Genomic DNA, 17589 nt, shown 5'->3' with positions numbered 1-17589 from the left:
ATTCTATTTGACCAAGCATTGGCATATAAATAAGACCAAACGCAAAGTCATAAACAGTTGTGCTGGCGACCATAGCAAGAGTGAACCACCTGATCCCTTCCCGAACTCAGAAGTGAAACCTCTTAGCGCTGATGGTAGTGTGGGATTACCCATGTGAGAGTAAGTCATCGCCAGCTCATTATTCTTAAAAAGCCCCTGCATAAAGCAGGGGCTTTTTTTATGCCTGGAATTCTTATTAAAAAGAAGAATGATTAAAAAAGAACAATTTAATTTTATTTTTATTGATTCAAATTCAAAATTGTCAATTTAAAAATGGTTAAAAACTAAACTCAAGGGTCTAGGATTTCTGTCATTTTTAATACTTTAGTAGAGTGTTTACTCAAAAATGGCTGTGTTCAACTTAGTCAGTTACGAAAGCATGCTGCTATAAATCATTAAAAATAATAAAAAGATTACAGGTCATGTGTTGTGTCGTAGTAATCACAATGAATTAAAACTCACAGGAGGTGGGGATATGACAATGAATACAGTCAATGTAAATGATGTTATTGATAAAGCTGAATTTAAGACCTTTCATTTTAAGGTCGTGTTTTTGTGTTTGGTAATTATTCTGTTTGATGGTTATGATTTGGCAATTAATGGTGTAACTTTACCACTATTAATGAAGGACTGGGGCTTAAGTGCTGTTCAAGCGGGAATGCTGGCCAGTACAGCTCTTGCAGGCATGATGTTTGGCGCGATGCTATTCGGGACTTTGGCGGATAAAATTGGCCGTAAAAAAGTGATCCTGACCTGTGTGGTGCTATTTAGTGGATTTACTTTTGCGGGTGGATTTGCTTCAAATCCAACAGAGTTTGGTGCTTTACGTTTCCTCGCAGGGCTGGGCATTGGCGGGGTATTACCCAACCTTGTCGCTTTAACTTCAGAATATGCTCCGCAGCGTTTAAGAGCAACACTGGTCACCACGATGTTTAGTGGCTATGCGGTAGGCGGTGTAATGGCAGCGTTATTTGGTGCCTGGTTTACTCCGAATTTTGGCTGGCAAATTATGTTCTTTATTGCAGGCGTACCATTATTGCTGTTACCGCTGATCTGGAAATTTCTGCCTGAATCGTTAACCTTTTTAGTCAAGGCTCAAAAGGATGAACATGCACGAAATATCTTGCAGCGTCTTAGCACAAAGTTAGTTTTGAATGCACAAACTAAATTTGAACTGAGTGAAGTTAAAATTTCTGAACCTGCTTTTGTCAGCAGCTTGTTTAAGCAGGGGCGTGCAGGTAGTACGCTGTTGTTCTGGCTTGCCTTCTTTATGTGTCTGTTAACGCTATACGCCTTGGGCAGCTGGTTGCCAAAGCTGATGATGGCAGCAGGTTACTCAATGAATAACAGCTTGATGTTCCTACTTGCGATGAATATTGGTGCGGTGATCGGTACAGTTGGTGGCGGTATTCTTGCAGATAAATTCCATTTAAAACCAGTCATTATTACCTTATGTTTGTCGGGTGCTGTGGCTTTATCTTTACTTGGCTTTAAATCTCCACAACCTGTGATTTACTTACTGGTTGCAGTTGCTGGTGCATCCGCGATTGGTTCACAAATTTTGCTTTATAGTTATGTCGCACAGTATTATCCGCTAACCGTACGTTCAACGGGTATTGGCTGGGCTTCTGCAGTGGGACGTACTGGTGCGATTATCGGACCAATCCTGATTGGAATGTTGCTGGGTATGGAATTGCCACATCAATTTAACTTTATGGCAGTCGGTTTACCGGTAATTGTTGTGGCACTTGCGGTAGCATTGATTGTTCGTCAAGACAAAGTGGTAAAAGCTGATCCATTAGCGGTGAAAAAACTGAACACTCTAAAAGCCCAATGATCGTATTGTGATCAGAATCTTTAAGCGTTAAATATTTCAAAAATATCTAAACCTCTTCAAATGAAGAGGTTTTTTTATGCTATTTCATAAAAGATTAAACCAATCAAAAAAATAATCGAGCTAGAAGGCCTGAAAAGCCCAATTTACTTATAAAAATGATCATAAATTACTCTAATAATAATGTGATATGTCAATCAAATAAATGTTATTTCAGTGATCATAGAAGAATATCAATTAGTCTTATTGTGCGTTAAATCCGGCTTGCGTATATTGCGTCGAATTAAATATTCAGCTGAATATTTAAAGAATGTTACGGACAAGTACTCATGGGAGATGAGAACGATGACAATGGAAACTGTAGATATAAATTCTGTGGTCGACAATGCGAAATTTACGCCTTTTCACTTCAATGTAGTTGCTTGGTGTTTACTGGTAATTTTATTTGATGGTTATGATTTGGCAATTAATGGTGTAACTTTACCACTATTAATGAAGGACTGGGGCCTCAGTGCCGTTCAAGCGGGAATGCTTGCCAGTACAGCTCTTGCAGGCATGATGTTTGGTGCGATGATCTTTGGTTCTTTGGCGGACAAGATTGGTCGTAAGAAAGTCATCATGATCTGTATTGTTTTATTCAGTGGTTTGACCTTTGCTGGTGGTTTTGCCTCTAATCCAACCGAATTTGGTATGTTACGCTTCCTTGCCGGTCTGGGGATTGGTGGTGTGATGCCGAACCTGGTGGCACTGACTTCTGAATATGCTCCACAAAAAATGCGCAGCACACTTGTGACCACCATGTTTAGCGGTTATGCGGTTGGTGGTGTGATGGCAGCATTATTAGGTTCATGGTTTACGCCTGATTTTGGTTGGCAAATCATGTTCTTTATTGCAGGTATTCCTTTATTTTTGCTGCCTTTAATCTGGAAATTCTTGCCTGAATCTTTAGCGTTTATGGTAAAGCAAAACAAGCAGGCTGAAGCACGTCGTATTGTGCGTCGCTTGTCGCCAAATACCAAAGTTACTGACCAAACCACATTTACTTTGCCACAGGAAAGTGTACCTGAAGCGGCAAACGTGGTGAGCCTGTTCCGTCGTGGCCGTGCAACCAATACCTTATTGTTCTGGGTTGCATTCTTCACCTGCTTACTGACCATGTATGCCTTGAGCAGCTGGTTACCGAAGCTGATGATGGCGGCAGGTTACTCAATGGATAACAGCCTGATGTTTATGATGGTCATGAATGTTGGTGCAGTGGTCGGTATTGTGGGTGGCGGTATTCTTGCAGACCGTTTCCACTTGAAACCGGTATTGATGATCCTTGGTATGATGGGTGCGGTTGTGATGAGCTCAATGGGCTTTGCGTCTAACCAATTCTTACTTTACATCTTGGTGTTCCTGGCGGGTGCGGCGTCGATTGGTTCGCAAATGTTGCTGTATAGTTATGTCGCGCAGTTCTACCCACTTGCGGTACGTTCAACCGGTATTGGCTGGTCGTCTGCGATTGGTCGTATGGGCGCGATTGTAGGCCCGATCCTGATTGGTGGCTTACTGGGCATGAACCTGCCTGCACATTTCAACTTTATTGCAGTCGGTTTACCGGTGCTAATTACTGCGATTGCTGTTGCATTGATTATGCATGACGATGAATCTGAAAAGATTGGTTCAGCTGAACCAGCAGTTTCTAAAGCTTAAAAGTTAAGTTTAAAAAGAAGCCTCCGAAAGGGGGCTTTTTATTTATATAATTAATTTAAGTATTTTTCTAAGTTATTGATATATTAAAAAATAAATTATATATTTATAGAAAATTATTGTAAAAAAGAGATAAAAGTGGCTGATTACATTGATAAAAATATTTTGAGTCAAGCATATATACATGTTGAACCAAAAGGTTTGGATTCTGAGCAAGATTTATTAGTATTTAAAGAACATATTCAAAAATTTGTTGAAACTAGAACTGCATTCTATCTTCATCCAGATATGTCAATAAAAGTTGAATTTGAAGAAGGATCTTTAAAAGCTAGGATCACTGTTTTTGGTGCAATTAATATACTATTACAGGCAGTTTCTAGTTATCCAGATTTACGACAAGGTGTAGCCCTCATCTATGGTGATTCAAAAAGATTAGCAGAATATATTGTTTCTGAAGTTCAATTTTCTACAAAAGCAAAACATGAAGATGTGATTAGATTAGAAGCCAGAACCGGGATAATAGGCTCATTACATAAAATATTATCTCAATTAGAAAGTATTAAAAGAAGTGCTGAGTTAGGAGTGCCTGTAACTGAAATTACTCCAAAGATAGAGCAAGTACATGAGGAAATTGAAGAATTAATTAGAAATATAAATGTAAATGATGCGAGTTTAATAAAAAATGGAATCCATGATTTATCTAAGAAAATACCCCTTACTCCAAAAGAACCTAAAGATAAAGTTAACTTACAACAAGATATTGCTTTATATAGAGATCGAAGAAGAAAATTGGTAGGATTATTTGAAAAAGCAAAATGAATATAAGATTCATTATTTAAGTGAGTAAGCTATTTATGAAACTAAACTCATTCTCCCCAATCCCTGAAGATGATGACGAACTGCATCTTCCTGAACTTGTGTACTGGGCATCTATTGGTGACATTGACCAGATTGAGCAGGCTTTACAAGAAGGTCTGGACGTCAACTCAGCTGATGAAGAAGGCTATAGCGCCTTACAGGCAGCAGCTGAAAATGATCATTTAGAAGTCGTGAAGCTATTGATCTGTAAAGGTGCAGATGTTGATCATCGCAGTACTTATACGGCTTTAGAGCTTGCTGAAATGGCAGGCAATAAAGAAGTCACAGCTTATCTTAAAAGCTTAAAAGGATTATCGTGATAAAAAAGAAGCCCCATCATTGTGATAGGGCTTCTTTATATGGGTTGCCTAGGTATGACTCCTATCGTACCTCACGTCCTGATGTTCAAACTTTATTATTGTTGTTTTCTGTTTGGGAAACGTCCTGTTTCCTGATGAATTTAGAATAAGAAATTTATCTTGATGCAGATAGAGGTTAATAGAATCATTTTGTGTACGTTATGTCTTACACAAGCTGACCATAGCAAATGAAAGTTTGTTACCAATAAAAAATAGTGATTTTCAATATTGTACTTAGAATAAAACGGGTGAGCGATTTGAATGGCAGAGGATCATCAGGATGAAAATAAAAATATTCCGACAGCGTATGCTGATCACAACTATATTAATCAGTACATCAAGTTTAACTGCATGTAATGCACAAACTGATGCTGTAAGTCCGGCATCCAAGTCAGCAGCAGAAACCACATCTTCCAAACCTTCTTCAGGTTCAGTCAATCAAACGTATAAACTCACCAGCGTCGCAGAATTTAATGAACCCTGGGCCATGACAGGGCTGAAGGATGGTCGTTTACTGGTCACTGAAAAAAAGGGAAAGTTACAGTTATTTGACCCCAAAACCAGAGAAAAAATTGAAGTCAAAGGCATTCCTAAGGTGGCCTATGGCGGGCAAGGCGGTTTGGGTGATATAGCCTTGCATCCGGAATTTGAACAGAACCATATCATTTACTTAAGCTATGCAGAAGCAGGACAGGGAGGCTATGGGGCTGTGGTGGCACGTGGCGAACTGGATTTATCCAATGTTCAGCAACCACAGGTTAAAAACTTAAAAACAATATGGAAACAGGTGCCTAAAGTATCAGGGCAGGGACATTATGCCCATCGGCTCCTGTTTGGTCAGGATGGAAAGTTATGGATTAGCTCGGGTGAACGCCAGAAGTTTGATCCTGCGCAAAATATGCAATCCAATTTAGGCAAAATATTGCGTTTAAATGAGGATGGAACACCTGCCACAGGTAATCCGTTTAGCGATCAGGGCGAAATTGCAAAACAGGTCTGGTCGTTGGGGCATCGTAATCCATTAGGCATTGCATTTGATGCACAAGGAAAACTGTGGGTGGCGGAAATGGGACCGAAAGGCGGGGATGAACTGAATCTGATTGTTAAAGGTGAAAATTACGGCTATCCGCTGGTTTCAAATGGCGATCATTATGATGGCAGAGATATTCCTGACCATCATACCCGTCCTGAATTTAAAGCACCTGAAATCAGCTGGACACCTGTCATCTCCCCATCTAGTCTGATTTTTTATAACGGTTCCCAATTTCCGGCATGGAAAAATAAGGCCCTGATTGGTGGCTTGTCTTCCAAAGCCATTGTAGTGGTAGATACAGCGATGAAACCTGTGACTGAAGTACAGCGCGTGGATATGAAGCAGCGTATCCGTGATCTGCTGCAAGCCCCAGATGGTTCAATTTGGGTGCTGGAAGATGGTAGCAATGCCAGACTGCTGAAAATGACTGCGAAATAAGGTGATTAATAGATATCTTTCATAAATCAAAAATATGTTCAATCTTAATTTTTTTAATTCAGCACAGCCTCATTTGATGGATTTCATTTTGATGCCTTTGCGTAGGCAATATCGCTACTTTTGAAAGGTCAAAATGAGAACATCAAAATATATTTTGAGTTCGCAAGAAAAACCTTTTGTTTCCCATACACGACTTCCTTGTCGTGATGAGAAACGTGTGGCATCCATGCCACACTCATGAATCCAATACCTGCTAAAAAATCAATTTTTTATTTTCGTATTATGAAATACTTATAGTCACTGAAAATGATTTATGAAATAAATTTAATAAAGTTCAAAAGCCCCTGATGGGGTTTTTAGAATAATTGATATTCATGACTGCACTGAATCAGGCTGCGTAATGCTCATCTGCATTAAACACATTGGCCTGAATCTGGATCAGTTTACGGTTGCCTTGTTTGCCATTCATGCCCCAATCGGCAATCCTGATATTAACCACAAGGGCGACATCACCTTTCTGTCATTGTAGTCACAGGGCATCACGTTAGGTACATGGTATTAAAAAAGGTCTGCTTGTCTTGAGCGTTCCATTTTATTATTTTGTTGAGGATGGCTGGAATAATTCTGAGGGTTATTCTAATGATGCCTCATTTTTGTATGCTTGTGATTATAGAGTTTGAAGTTTCAATAGCATGTAAACTTTAATCGTTTTAGTTGAAGTTTTCGATAAATGCTCAGCCCGATCAGCATCATGCATAAAGAAAAAAACCCCGACATCCTGTCGAGGTTTTTTATATTCTTTCTAAGGTATAACTCCTGTCGTACCTTGCAGCATCCTGCTGTTATATCACTTATCTTTTTAGTTGTAAGTTTAGAGACTTCCTGTCTCGGTATGAGTTAAATATATCGTGAAAGATAATGTGTGAAAAGTAGATATATTCTTCAACTCTTGTAAGCTTAAACGTACAACGATTTTCTAGGTATCAATTGCTTACGTATTGAATCAGTTTATCCAGTACGCCCTTTAAAGTATTTTCGTCAAACTCATTCGGTTCAAATTCTTCGGTTTTATTACGTGAAAAAATATCGCGAATTTCAATCACTGCATTACTGTCAACTAAGCCAAGTTGCGTTCCGACCTGGCGAATCTGGTCGATGGAACGGGAGCCATTGGTTGCACCATAGCCAATATAGGCAGCCGGTTTACCTTGCTATTCCTTACCGACGTAATCGAGGGCATTTTTAAGTGCCGGGCTGTAGCCATGGTTATATTCAGGGCTAATAAAAATGAAGGCATCGCCTGAAGCCACTTTATCTGCCCAGTCTTGTTGTTTGGGTTGATCATAAATGCCCGTAATTGGAGGATGGCTACCAGCAAAAATCGGCAGAGCCCATTCTTTTAAATCGACTAGTTCGGCCTGAACTGTACTGAAATTGGCCTGATCAATACTGCGCTTGACCCAACGTGCCACTTTAATGGCAGTCCGACCTTCACGCATGCTACCCACGACAATATATATTTTCATGTATGGACCTTAGATTTTTGAATTGTCATGTTTAACTTATTATGAATATTATTTATTGAATATTAAGGATTTGTATCTTTAACCATCGCTGCAAGCAGAAAATAAAAAAGCTCCCGAAGGAGCTTTTTAACGAAAAAGGCTGAAACCTTACATAATTTTAACGCCTTGCTGACCCGCCGGAGTCACTTTAAAGATTTCCACTTCAAAGGTAATGTTTTTACCGGCAAGTGGGTGATTAAAATCAATTTCAGTAATATCTTCACCGACCGATTTCACCACACCAAACAGACTTTGCTTGGCTTTATCTTCAAATTCAATCATATGACCCACAACAGGAGGCTGTTCGAATTTAACCGTATCAAATTTCTGTACGTTTTCAGCATTCCATGGACCAAAAGCTTCTTCTGGTGGAAGACTCACGGTACGACGGTCCCCGGCACGTAGACCAAACAGGGCTTTTTCAAAGCCCGGCAATAAACTGCCATCACCCATTACCAGGCTGACAGGCATTTCACGGCTACGGGTGTTGTCAATTTCCACGCCATTTTCAATGGCGACCGAAAAATGCAGCTCGACTTTAGAACCTTCTGCAATTCGGGTTTCTTCATTTGGATTAATAAAATCAGTCATTTTGTTGCGCTTCCGCACGTTGAATACGGTGTTTTTCCAGGAAAAACGTATCGATCAGGAGCAAGATAGTCCCCACGGTAATGGCACTATCAGCAATATTAAAAGCAGGAAAGTGGCTGTTGTTGTAGTAAACGTGAATAAAATCGACCACATAACCCAAGGTGACCCGGTCAATCAGGTTACCGATGGCTCCACCCAGAATCAGGGCAATCGCCATAGGTAAAATCACGATTTTTTTCGGCATACGCATCAGCCAAAATACAAAAATTACAGACACTAACGCTGCTAGTGAAGTAAAGAAATAGCGTTGCCATCCACCAGCATCGGACAGAAAACTAAAGGCTGCGCCATAGTTATGTAGCAATGTCCAGTTTAAAAAGGGCAGTACAGGGACCGGATCTGCATAGTTCAGATGGGTCGTTGCAAACCATTTGGTCCATTGATCCAGAATAATTGCCACTATGGATAATCCGACCCACACCAGATTGTGCGGGTAGAACTGGAATAAGCCCTTTTTATTTTGCGGATTAGGCATACTTTCTCTCTTCGCCTTGACCTGTAGGAAGGTTAATAATACAGCGAGAACAAAGGCCTGGATGTTCATGATGTGTATTCACATCAGGCAGCACATGCCAGCAGCGTGCACATTTTTCACCATCGGCAGCAGAGACTTTGACGCGTAAACCTTCCAGATCGGTTGCCTCACCTTGCGCTGCATCAAAGGCATTTACAGTAACTTGAGAGGTGATCAGGACAAAACGAAGCTCGTCGCTTAGCTGATCCAATACGGCTTTCAGTTCAGCATTGGCCCAAAGTTCAACTTTAGCCGACAGGTTAGAACCAATCAGTTTGGCATTACGTGCCGCTTCAATTTGCTTGTTTACTGCAGATTTAACGCTAATTAAAGTCGGCCAGTCAGCTTCTGAAACCAGGTTCGCAGTTGATGCGACCGGAATGTCATACCATTCGGCAGTGAACACGTATTTCTCGCTTTGACCCGGAATTAAAGGCCAAGCTTCTTGTGCAGTAAAGCTCAAGATCGGTGCCATCCAGCGTACAAAGGCCTGTACCAGATGATACAAGGCAGTTTGTGCAGAATGACGCGCTTGCGAGTCCGCTTTGGTGGTGTACTGACGGTCTTTGATGATGTCGAGATAGAAACCACCCAAGTCATTGATACAGAAGTTAGTCAAGGCGTTAGTGACGATATGGAAGTTCATATCTTCATACGCTTGCTGAATGGTTTTTTGTACGTCTGCAGCTCGTTGCAGGATGTATTGATCTAAGGCAATCAATTGATCGACTGGCAATGCATCCGTTGCTGGTTGGAAGCCATTCAGGTTGGCCAGCAAGAAACGCAAGGTATTACGGATACGACGGTAACCATCCGATGCACGGCTAAAGATTTCTTTACCGGCAGTCATTTCATAACGGTAGTCGGCAGATGCGATCCAGAAACGTAAGCCGTCCGCACCCATATCTTTAATGATGTCTTGCGGGGTAATGATGTTACCCAGTGATTTAGACATCTTGCGGCCTTTTTCATCGACCACGAAGCCGTGAGTCAACAAGCCCTTATACGGTGCGCGTTCGTTAATCGCAATTGAAGTCAACAATGAAGACTGGAACCAGCCACGGTGCTGGTCTGAACCTTCAAGATACAAATCAGCAGGGTCTTGCAGTTCTTCACGTTCACGTAATACCGCGTAGTGGGTTGTACCTGAGTCGAACCACACGTCCAGGGTATCGCGTACGGCATTGTAGTGTTCAGCATCATCACCGATGAAGTCTTTCGCTTCACGGTTGTACCAGCCATCAATACCTTCCTGTTCGATCAGTTTCGCTACTTCTTCGATCAGTTCAGGGGTACGCGGATGCAATTCGTTGGTGTCTTTATGCACGAAGAACGGGATTGGCACACCCCAGGTACGTTGACGTGAGATACACCAGTCTGGACGACCTTCGATCATCGCCTGGATACGGTTTTTACCCCAGTCCGGTACAAAGCTGATTTCATTTTCAATCGCGTTCAAAGCACCTTGGCGTAAACCTTTGGCATCCATGCTGATAAACCATTGTGGCGTAGCACGGAAGATAATCGGGGTTTTATGACGCCAGCAGTGCGGGTAGCTATGCTTGATCGGGTGATGCGCCCAAAGTTTGCCCGCTTCACTTAATGCTTCAATGATTTTTGGATTGGCTTTATAAATGTGTTCGCCGGCAAAAATAGGTGAAGTTGGCAGGTAAACACCATTACCACCGACCGGGTTGTCGACTTTTAAATTGTATAACAGGCCGACTTTATAATCGTCCACACCGTGGCCCGGCGCGGTATGTACTGCACCCGTACCACTGGTTGCAATGACGTGTTCACCCAGGATGACCGGTACTTGACGATCAGCGATTAACGGATGTTGTAGTTGCAGGTTTTCAAGTTTACTACCAGCAAAATCGGCAATCACTTCAACCGTGCTAAAGCCATAACGTTCAGTAGCAGATTCAACCAGGTCTTTGGCCAAGATAAAGTTTTGCGGTTGTTTATCTTCACCACGTGCTTTGACCAATTGATATTCAATTTCAGCATGCAGGGCAACGGCCTGGTTGGCAGGTAATGTCCAAGGTGTCGTGGTCCAGATCACGATGTCAGTTGAGTCTTTAACTTCAACGCCTAAACGTGCAGATAGGTCTGCCAAATCAACCACTGTAAAACCGACATCAATCGCGTCTGATTTTTTGTCTTCATATTCAACTTCAGCTTCAGCCAATGCCGAACCACAGTCCAGACACCAGTTCACCGGTTTTAAACCCGGTTCGATATGGCCTGCTTTGGCAATTGCACCTAATGAACGCACGATGTCGGCTTCTTGCTTGAAGTTCATGGTGAGGTAGGGGTTATCCCAGTCACCGAAAACGCCCATACGCACGAAGTCTTTTTTCTGTAATTCAACCTGGGTGTAGGCATACTCACGGCAGTGCTTACGGAAAGTTGCGGCATCAACTTTCACGCCGACTTTACCGACTTTTTCTTCAACTTTCAGTTCAATGGGCAGACCGTGACAGTCCCAACCCGGAACATAAGGGGCATCATAGCCATCCATCACGCGGCTTTTGATGATGATATCTTTCAGGACTTTGTTGACGGCATGGCCTAAATGGATTTGACCGTTGGCGTATGGAGGGCCGTCATGAAGCACATATTTTTTCTTGCCAATACGCGATGCACGAATCTGCTGATAAATGTTGTCGGCATACCACTCTTCTAACCATTTTGCTTCACGTACTGCCAGATTTGCTTTCATTGCAAATTCAGTACCTGGGAGGTTTAGCGTGGCTTTATAATCCACTGCATTTTCAGGAGTTTGCTTATCGCTCATGCAAGTTGTCTTCCAATTTAATCAGTCTGAGGCTGACGCGTTTTACAATAAAAAATCTGGGATTTAAAAGGGAAAATGGGGCGTGTTTTGTCGAAACTCAAGCAGTTTCTCAACATCGTCATCAATTCCGGCTTTTAATGCTTCAAGCGAAGGGTAGTCCTTTTCGCCATGTAAATAGTTCAAGAATGTCACCCGCATTAACAGGCCATACAGATTAGCAGAAACATCAGGAAAATGTACTTCTAATCGCCATTCCGGATGGACTTGTTTGATGGCCGGTCGGGTACCGACATGTCCGGCACCGAACAGAGCGGTAGGTTCATAGCCTGCAATGCCTGATTTTTCAGGATCGTCGGCTTTCACTTTATCTTTTAACGATAGGGTTTCACACATCACCTCTACGCCGTAAATGCCTTTCAAGCACGGTTTATGACGGTTTAGCGCGACATTAATGGTTGGAAAATCAAGGGTTCGTCCAATCTGGTCACCGTATTGTACCCGACCGGTGATGCTATAGGGACGGCCAAGTAATTTGGCAGCAAGGGCTAAATCACCTGCTTGCAAGGTCTGGCGGATCCTGGTCGAACTGACGCGTTCACCATCCAGTGCAACCGTAGTTAAGTTGGTGACCTGAAAACCATAGGCTGTTAAAAATTCACTATTGCCCTGACGGTTTTTGCCAAAGTGGAAGTCATCGCCCAGAACCAGATGTTCTGCATTAAGTTTTACTTTTAACAGTTCAGCAAAGCTTTCAGCATTTAGACTGCGGAAATGGTTATCAAATTTTGCAACGGCAATGTAGTCCACGCCCAGTTTAGTCAGATATTCCACTTTTTCACGCAGTGAGGTAATACGTGGAGGAGCATCATAACCCTTAAAAAACTCCAGAGGTTGCGGCTCAAAAATCATCACCAGCGTTTTTAAATTTTCTGCGGCTGCCAGCTGTTTTAACTGGCTAATCATTGCCTGATGGCCCAAATGTACACCGTCAAAATTACCAATGGTTACGGCCGTTTTTGGCAATTGAAAATTGGGCGCTAAAGCATTCAGGCGGAGCAGCTTCATGGGCGAATCAATAAGTGAAAAGTTATCAGGGCTATATATTGCCATAATCTTACGCGTTCGTCTTGTTGTTGTGTTTTCATACAAAAAAATATTAAATTTCTTGCAAAAATAGTATTTGAAAAAATCTGCATCCAGAAGATTCATTGCATGGAATGGTTTCAAAATCGTTCATGATAAGAAAAATAAATTTAAATATTCAAGTGAATCGGGGGGATCAAATTTTTGTACGGGAACGTGCTTATGATTTTAAATTTGCACTTATTGGGTAATTCTTTTCTAATTGGCACAATTTTAAATTTGTGCATCGATAAGGTTTTGCTATGTCTGATCTGGCTTTAATTATGGCTTTGCCCAGTGAATCTAAAGGTCTGTTTGAACAGGCAGGCATCGAAGTCCATTACAGCGGTATAGGCAAAGTCAATGCGGCATATAAAGCCTTCGAGGTGATTCACAAGACCGGTTGCAAGACCCTGCTCAATTTGGGTACCGCCGGAAGTTCGCATTTTAATGCGCATGAACTGGTCGAAGTCAGCACCTTTGTGCAACGGGATATGGATGTATCCCCGCTCGGTTTTGCAGTTGGGGTTACGCCTATGGATGAGGATCATCCGGCAGAAATCCATTTGCAGTCCTATTTTCAGCATTTGCCTCAAGGTATCTGCGGAACAGGGGACAGCTTTGAGATAGGCTTGCCTAAAGTGCCATGCCATCTGGTCGATATGGAAGGCTATGCCATGGCCAAAGTCTGTAAAAAACTGGGGATAAGATTCGTTTCTGTAAAATATATTACCGATGGGGCCAATGAAACTGCGCATCTGGATTGGGAAGAAAATTTATTGTTGGGTGCGAAAAAACTGTCAGAATTATATCAAACGATAAAATAAGATGGGTAACAGTAGTAATTTGGCGACCATAGAAGGCTATGGTCGTATGCCAAAATTATCCTTGGGGATAATTTAACAGTTATGAACGAGGAATGACGCCATATAACATCATATGTACAGTATGTTGAATACAACGTTGTTGCATACTGCGGTTGCGTAAGGTTTTACCCGTGACCATTTCCATTTGCGTGGCAAAATCTGCATAGTTTTGCGTCAATGCCCAAATATTCAAAATCAGCAGTTCAGGATCAATTTCTTTGGCAATTTTCCCCTGTTCCTGCCATACGCTAATCACTTTAGCCTTGCGCTTAAACAGTTTCTTTAAAGGACCTTTTAGAATTGGCAAAATATGGGGTGCACCTTGGATCACTTCCAGCGCAAACAGGCGGGATGCTTTCGGTTGAGTACGTGACACTTCAATTTTTTGCAATAAATAATTGGTAATCGCTTCTTCAGGTTCCAACTCTGATTCCAGCATTTGTAGCGGCGCAAGCCATTTCTGTAGAACGGTGGTAAGCACTTCTACATATAAAGCTTCTTTATTTTCATAATAGTAGAAAATATTCGATTTATGCATTTCAGCAATCTGAGCAATCTCGTCTAAGCTTGCCCCATTAAAACCGTAAAGGGAAAATACATCGAGTGCAGCATTTAGCAATTGATGTCTTTTTTGTGTACTCTTTTTTTGTTCCATTGGCAAATTTAAAAAAATTAAAGGGGAAAGGCAAATTGTACGGCAAATCGACAGATTTGTGCATTACTAAAAATTGCATTTTTATCATAATTGATAGTTTATTCTGTAGGTTAGCTATTTAATGAGTTAAAAATCCTATAGAACCTACCGATAGGCAATGATTGCATTTCTTATATAAATGATTAAATGGGATTGATTTTTTTGGTAAATGATACGGCTGGTCTTTTGTGTTTAGATTTGGTGCAGTTTTAAAAAAACTAAAGAGTATGTTTAGGCTGGACTAAAAGATGCATAAACCGAGGAAGGATAACGGATCGTTTAGATTCGTTATCGCCGTGTTGCATGCTCAGGTTGCCAATACCGCATTTAATACTTGCTGTTCCAGCTCGGTAAATGTGTAATCTTTTTTACGTGGTCGAGGCAAATCCACTTTAAACTGCTGGGCAATGTGCCCCTTATCTAACAGGATAATCCGGTCGGCCAGTTGTACGGCTTCACTGACATCATGAGTGACTAAAATGGCGGTAAAGCCCTGTTCAGTCCAGAGTTTTTCAATCAGGTTCTGCATGTCCAAACGGGTGAGTGCATCCAGTGCACCTAAAGGCTCATCAAGCAGCAAAATGCGAGGTTTATGCGATAAGGCCCGGGCCAGTGCAGTACGCTGACGCTGACCGCCTGAAAGTTGTGATGGCCAGAGTCCGGCCTTTTCTTTCAAGCCGACTTTTTCCAGTAGTGCAGAAGCATTGGCTTGCTGTTCTTTGGCTAAACCCAATTGTACATTTTGCTCAATGCTACGCCACGGCAACAGTCGTGGGTCCTGGAACATGACCCGAATGTCATCGCTGGTGATGCCTTCGCGAATATGACGTGCTGATTTAAACTTGATTTCGCCATAGCTCGGTTGTTCCAGATCGGCAATTAGACGCAGCAGGGTACTTTTACCACAGCCACTGCGTCCGACAATGGCCAGGAATTCACCCGGTTGAATATGCAGGTCCAGATCTTCCAGAACTTTCACTTCGCCATAGAATTTGTGCAGCTGTTCAATCAGAATTTCTGCACCCACCACAGCGTTAGGATTGATATCTGTAGGGTCAGGTTGTTGCGATATTGAGCGTTCTTCAGATACATGACGCCCGATGCTTAAATCAGTCATGTTTTATTCCTTATTTTTGATAGCCAGCGTGCCAACGCAGCAGGTATTTTTCTAAAGCGACGGCCAATACATCAGCCAGTTTGCCCAACAGGGCATACAGTAAAATCCCTACCAAGACCACGTCAGTTTGTAAAAACTCACGAGCATTCATGGTCATATAACCAATGCCGGATTGTGCTGAAATAGTTTCGGCCACAATCAGCAGTACCCAGACCAGACCCAGGGCAAAGCGTAAACCGACCAGAATTGATGGCATCGCACCCGGTAAAATAATTTCTTTGTACAATTGCCAGCGCGTTAAGCCGTAACTTTTACCCATTTCGATCAGCTGCGGATCGACTGAACGAATGCCATGATAGGTATTGATATAAAGCGGGAAAAATACCCCTACAGCTACCAGAAACAGCTTGGCGGATTCATCAATCCCGAACCATAAAATCACCAAAGGGATTAAGGCTAAAGCCGGGATATTACGGATCATCTGTAACGTGGTATCCAGCAGGGTGGAGGCAGTTTTAGAAGAACCATTGAGCAGGCCGAGTAATAAACCTAAACCTCCACCGACCAATAAACCGAGCAGGGCACGTCCGGCACTCACCTTTACGTGTTGCCAAAGTTCACCACTGATCAGCAGATGCCAGAATGCAGCTACGACCGCCGTCGGTGCAGGTAGAATGCGGCTTTCCAACAGCCCGGTACTGGAGGCAATTTGCCAGATAACAATCAGTGCAATCGGGAACAACCAGGGCAGCAAACGCTGCCCAAATTGTGTTCCACGTGAAACCTTGAGTTTCTCCAAGGCTCCCGCAGAAATGCTTGTGCTCATTAAGCCGGCTCCTGATGTTTCACTTCCTTCTTGGCCTCATCAGCAACATAGTTATTTGCCACGATTTCACCAAAAGGACCAGTCAAGTTCGGTTGAGCCAGTTTTTTACGGGTTTCTAAAGGCAACAGCGGGAACACCAGTTCGGCAAAACGAATAGACTCTTCCAGATGCGGGTAGCCTGAGAAAATAAAGGTATCAATACCCAAGTCCGCATATTCCTGAATGCGTGCAGCAACCGTTTCAGGGTCACCCACCAGTGCTGTACCTGCACCGCCACGAACTAGGCCTACCCCTGCCCAAAGGTTTGGAGATACTTCAAGTTTAGTACGGTCACCGTTGTGCAGTTCAGCCATACGGCGTTGACCGACGGAATCCATCTGCTTGAATTTTTGTTGTGCAGCAGCAATCGTTGCATCATCTACATACTGAATCAGCTCTTCAGCAGCAGCCCATGCCTGTTCATTGGTTTCACGCACAATCACGTGTAAACGGATACCGTAACTTAAACTACGGCCTTTGGCGGCAGCTTTGGCTCTGACATTTTCAATTTTTTCTTTCACTGCGGCTGGTGGCTCACCCCAAGTCAGGTAAGTATCGACCTGGTCGGTGGCCAATTCCACGGCTGCATCGGAAGAACCACCAAACCAAAGTGGCGGATAAGGCTGCTGTACTGGTGGATAAAGCAGTTTTGCGTCATCGACACTTAAGTGTTCACCGTGGAAAGTGAAACTTTCACCAGTATGTGAACGTTTTAAAATTTCACGCCAGATGGTGGTGTATTCAGCCGCAGTTTTATAGCGCGTCGCATGATCTTCATATACGCCGTCACCTTTAAGCTCTTGCTCATCACCACCGGTGACCAGGTTCAGCCGAACGCGACCGCCAGACAAACGGTCAAAAGTTGCGGCCATACGCGCAGCCAGTGCCGGCGTAGTCACGCCTGGACGTAATGCCACCAGGAATTTCAAATTTTTAGTGGCATCAATCAGGCTGGCAGCGGTAATCCATGGATCTTCACATGAACGGCCGGTTGGAATGAGTACGCCTTCATAACCCAGGTTATCTACCGCGACGGCAATCTGTTTCATATAAGCATGATCGACCTGACGGGCACCTTTGCTCGTGCCTAAATAACGACTGTCACCATGCGTAGGAATAAACCAGAAAATTTTCATTGCATT

At 42.7% G+C, this 17589-nt stretch carries 14 protein-coding genes, 1 rRNA gene and 1 pseudogene; 7 read left to right on the top strand and 9 right to left on the bottom strand.

The annotated features are described in order from the left end of the window. Nucleotides 1–61: 61 nt before the first annotated feature. The 6 genes from rrf to B9T38_RS09725 all read left to right on the top strand — a co-directional run bounded on the left by rrf (nucleotide 62) and on the right by B9T38_RS09725 (nucleotide 6253). Nucleotides 62–176 (top strand): 5S ribosomal RNA (gene rrf / locus B9T38_RS09750). A gap of 338 nt (nucleotides 177–514) precedes the next feature. Further along, the gene (locus B9T38_RS09745; protein WP_086196612.1) at nucleotides 515–1876 is read left to right on the top strand and encodes an MFS transporter; all 1362 of its coding nucleotides are present in this window, start codon (nucleotides 515–517) and stop codon (nucleotides 1874–1876) included. Nucleotides 1877–2218: 342 nt separating this feature from the next. Next, complete coding sequence (locus B9T38_RS09740) at nucleotides 2219–3568, top strand: aromatic acid/H+ symport family MFS transporter (protein WP_086196611.1); 1350 nt, start codon at nucleotides 2219–2221, stop codon at nucleotides 3566–3568. 135 nt (nucleotides 3569–3703) lie between these two features. Further along, nucleotides 3704–4384 carry a hypothetical protein gene (locus B9T38_RS09735; RefSeq protein ID WP_086196610.1) on the top strand — a complete coding sequence of 227 codons (681 nt, stop codon included), beginning with the start codon at nucleotides 3704–3706 and terminating at the stop codon, nucleotides 4382–4384. Nucleotides 4385–4419: 35 nt separating this feature from the next. Continuing rightward, complete coding sequence (locus B9T38_RS09730) at nucleotides 4420–4743, top strand: ankyrin repeat domain-containing protein (RefSeq protein ID WP_086196609.1); 324 nt, start codon at nucleotides 4420–4422, stop codon at nucleotides 4741–4743. 319 nt (nucleotides 4744–5062) lie between these two features. After that, the gene (locus tag B9T38_RS09725; protein WP_200223391.1) at nucleotides 5063–6253 is read left to right on the top strand and encodes a PQQ-dependent sugar dehydrogenase; all 1191 of its coding nucleotides are present in this window, start codon (nucleotides 5063–5065) and stop codon (nucleotides 6251–6253) included. 983 nt (nucleotides 6254–7236) lie between these two features. Here the strand turns inward: B9T38_RS09725 and B9T38_RS09715 are convergent. The 5 genes and pseudogenes from B9T38_RS09715 to ribF all read right to left on the bottom strand — a co-directional run bounded on the left by B9T38_RS09715 (nucleotide 7237) and on the right by ribF (nucleotide 12848). Beyond that, nucleotides 7237–7779: pseudogene (locus tag B9T38_RS09715) on the bottom strand (NADPH-dependent FMN reductase). A gap of 147 nt (nucleotides 7780–7926) precedes the next feature. Then, complete coding sequence (locus B9T38_RS09710) at nucleotides 7927–8409, bottom strand: FKBP-type peptidyl-prolyl cis-trans isomerase (RefSeq protein ID WP_086196607.1); 483 nt, start codon at nucleotides 8407–8409, stop codon at nucleotides 7927–7929. Continuing rightward, on the bottom strand, nucleotides 8402–8944 hold the full coding sequence (lspA, locus tag B9T38_RS09705) for a signal peptidase II (protein ID WP_086196606.1): 543 nt from the start codon (nucleotides 8942–8944) through the stop codon (nucleotides 8402–8404). The genes B9T38_RS09710 and lspA overlap by 8 nt, the downstream gene beginning before the upstream one ends. Next, nucleotides 8937–11783 carry an isoleucine--tRNA ligase gene (ileS, locus tag B9T38_RS09700; protein ID WP_086196605.1) on the bottom strand — a complete coding sequence of 949 codons (2847 nt, stop codon included), beginning with the start codon at nucleotides 11781–11783 and terminating at the stop codon, nucleotides 8937–8939. Before ileS ends, lspA begins: the two co-directional genes overlap by 8 nt. Before the next feature lie 63 nt (nucleotides 11784–11846). Beyond that, a complete protein-coding gene (gene ribF, locus B9T38_RS09695; RefSeq protein WP_086196604.1) occupies nucleotides 11847–12848 on the bottom strand; it encodes a riboflavin biosynthesis protein RibF in 1002 nt (333 codons plus the stop codon). A 320-nt stretch (nucleotides 12849–13168) separates the two neighbouring features. Between ribF and B9T38_RS09690 the strand changes: the two genes are divergently transcribed. Continuing rightward, nucleotides 13169–13732 carry a 5'-methylthioadenosine/S-adenosylhomocysteine nucleosidase family protein gene (locus tag B9T38_RS09690; RefSeq protein ID WP_086196603.1) on the top strand — a complete coding sequence of 188 codons (564 nt, stop codon included), beginning with the start codon at nucleotides 13169–13171 and terminating at the stop codon, nucleotides 13730–13732. Between the two features lie 79 nt (nucleotides 13733–13811). Here the strand turns inward: B9T38_RS09690 and B9T38_RS09685 are convergent, their stop codons facing one another. The 4 genes from B9T38_RS09685 to ssuD form a co-directional block, all read right to left on the bottom strand. Then, nucleotides 13812–14426 (bottom strand): TetR/AcrR family transcriptional regulator, encoded by a 615-nt coding sequence (locus B9T38_RS09685; protein WP_086196602.1) that lies wholly within the window; start codon nucleotides 14424–14426, stop codon nucleotides 13812–13814. Between the two features lie 346 nt (nucleotides 14427–14772). Next, entirely contained in the window at nucleotides 14773–15582 is an 810-nt protein-coding gene (locus B9T38_RS09680) for an ABC transporter ATP-binding protein (RefSeq protein ID WP_086196601.1), read from the bottom strand. A 10-nt stretch (nucleotides 15583–15592) separates the two neighbouring features. After that, complete coding sequence (gene ssuC, locus B9T38_RS09675) at nucleotides 15593–16408, bottom strand: aliphatic sulfonate ABC transporter permease SsuC (protein ID WP_086196600.1); 816 nt, start codon at nucleotides 16406–16408, stop codon at nucleotides 15593–15595. Continuing rightward, nucleotides 16408–17583 carry an FMNH2-dependent alkanesulfonate monooxygenase gene (gene ssuD, locus B9T38_RS09670; RefSeq protein ID WP_086196599.1) on the bottom strand — a complete coding sequence of 392 codons (1176 nt, stop codon included), beginning with the start codon at nucleotides 17581–17583 and terminating at the stop codon, nucleotides 16408–16410. The genes ssuC and ssuD overlap by 1 nt, the downstream gene beginning before the upstream one ends. Nucleotides 17584–17589 lie beyond the last annotated feature (6 nt).

The organism is Acinetobacter sp. ANC 4218, assembly GCF_002135245.1.
In the GTDB taxonomy this organism is placed as follows: domain Bacteria; phylum Pseudomonadota; class Gammaproteobacteria; order Pseudomonadales; family Moraxellaceae; genus Acinetobacter.
The sequence above is the reverse complement of the archived record's forward strand: the minus strand, read 5'-3'. Positions and strand labels throughout refer to the sequence as shown.

Coding starts and splice junctions, on each gene's coding strand:
- B9T38_RS09745 (WP_086196612.1), top strand. CDS start 515: ATGACAATGAATACAGTCAATGTAAATGATGTTATTGATAAAGCTGAA.
- lspA (WP_086196606.1), bottom strand. CDS start 8,944: ATGCCTAATCCGCAAAATAAAAAGGGCTTATTCCAGTTCTACCCGCAC.
- ssuD (WP_086196599.1), bottom strand. CDS start 17,583: ATGAAAATTTTCTGGTTTATTCCTACGCATGGTGACAGTCGTTATTTA.
- B9T38_RS09730 (WP_086196609.1), top strand. CDS start 4,420: ATGAAACTAAACTCATTCTCCCCAATCCCTGAAGATGATGACGAACTG.
- B9T38_RS09685 (WP_086196602.1), bottom strand. CDS start 14,426: ATGGAACAAAAAAAGAGTACACAAAAAAGACATCAATTGCTAAATGCT.
- ribF (WP_086196604.1), bottom strand. CDS start 12,848: ATGAAGCTGCTCCGCCTGAATGCTTTAGCGCCCAATTTTCAATTGCCA.
- B9T38_RS09690 (WP_086196603.1), top strand. CDS start 13,169: ATGTCTGATCTGGCTTTAATTATGGCTTTGCCCAGTGAATCTAAAGGT.
- B9T38_RS09680 (WP_086196601.1), bottom strand. CDS start 15,582: ATGACTGATTTAAGCATCGGGCGTCATGTATCTGAAGAACGCTCAATA.
- B9T38_RS09710 (WP_086196607.1), bottom strand. CDS start 8,409: ATGACTGATTTTATTAATCCAAATGAAGAAACCCGAATTGCAGAAGGT.
- B9T38_RS09725 (WP_200223391.1), top strand. CDS start 5,063: ATGAAAATAAAAATATTCCGACAGCGTATGCTGATCACAACTATATTA.
- ssuC (WP_086196600.1), bottom strand. CDS start 16,408: ATGAGCACAAGCATTTCTGCGGGAGCCTTGGAGAAACTCAAGGTTTCA.
- B9T38_RS09740 (WP_086196611.1), top strand. CDS start 2,219: ATGACAATGGAAACTGTAGATATAAATTCTGTGGTCGACAATGCGAAA.
- ileS (WP_086196605.1), bottom strand. CDS start 11,783: ATGAGCGATAAGCAAACTCCTGAAAATGCAGTGGATTATAAAGCCACG.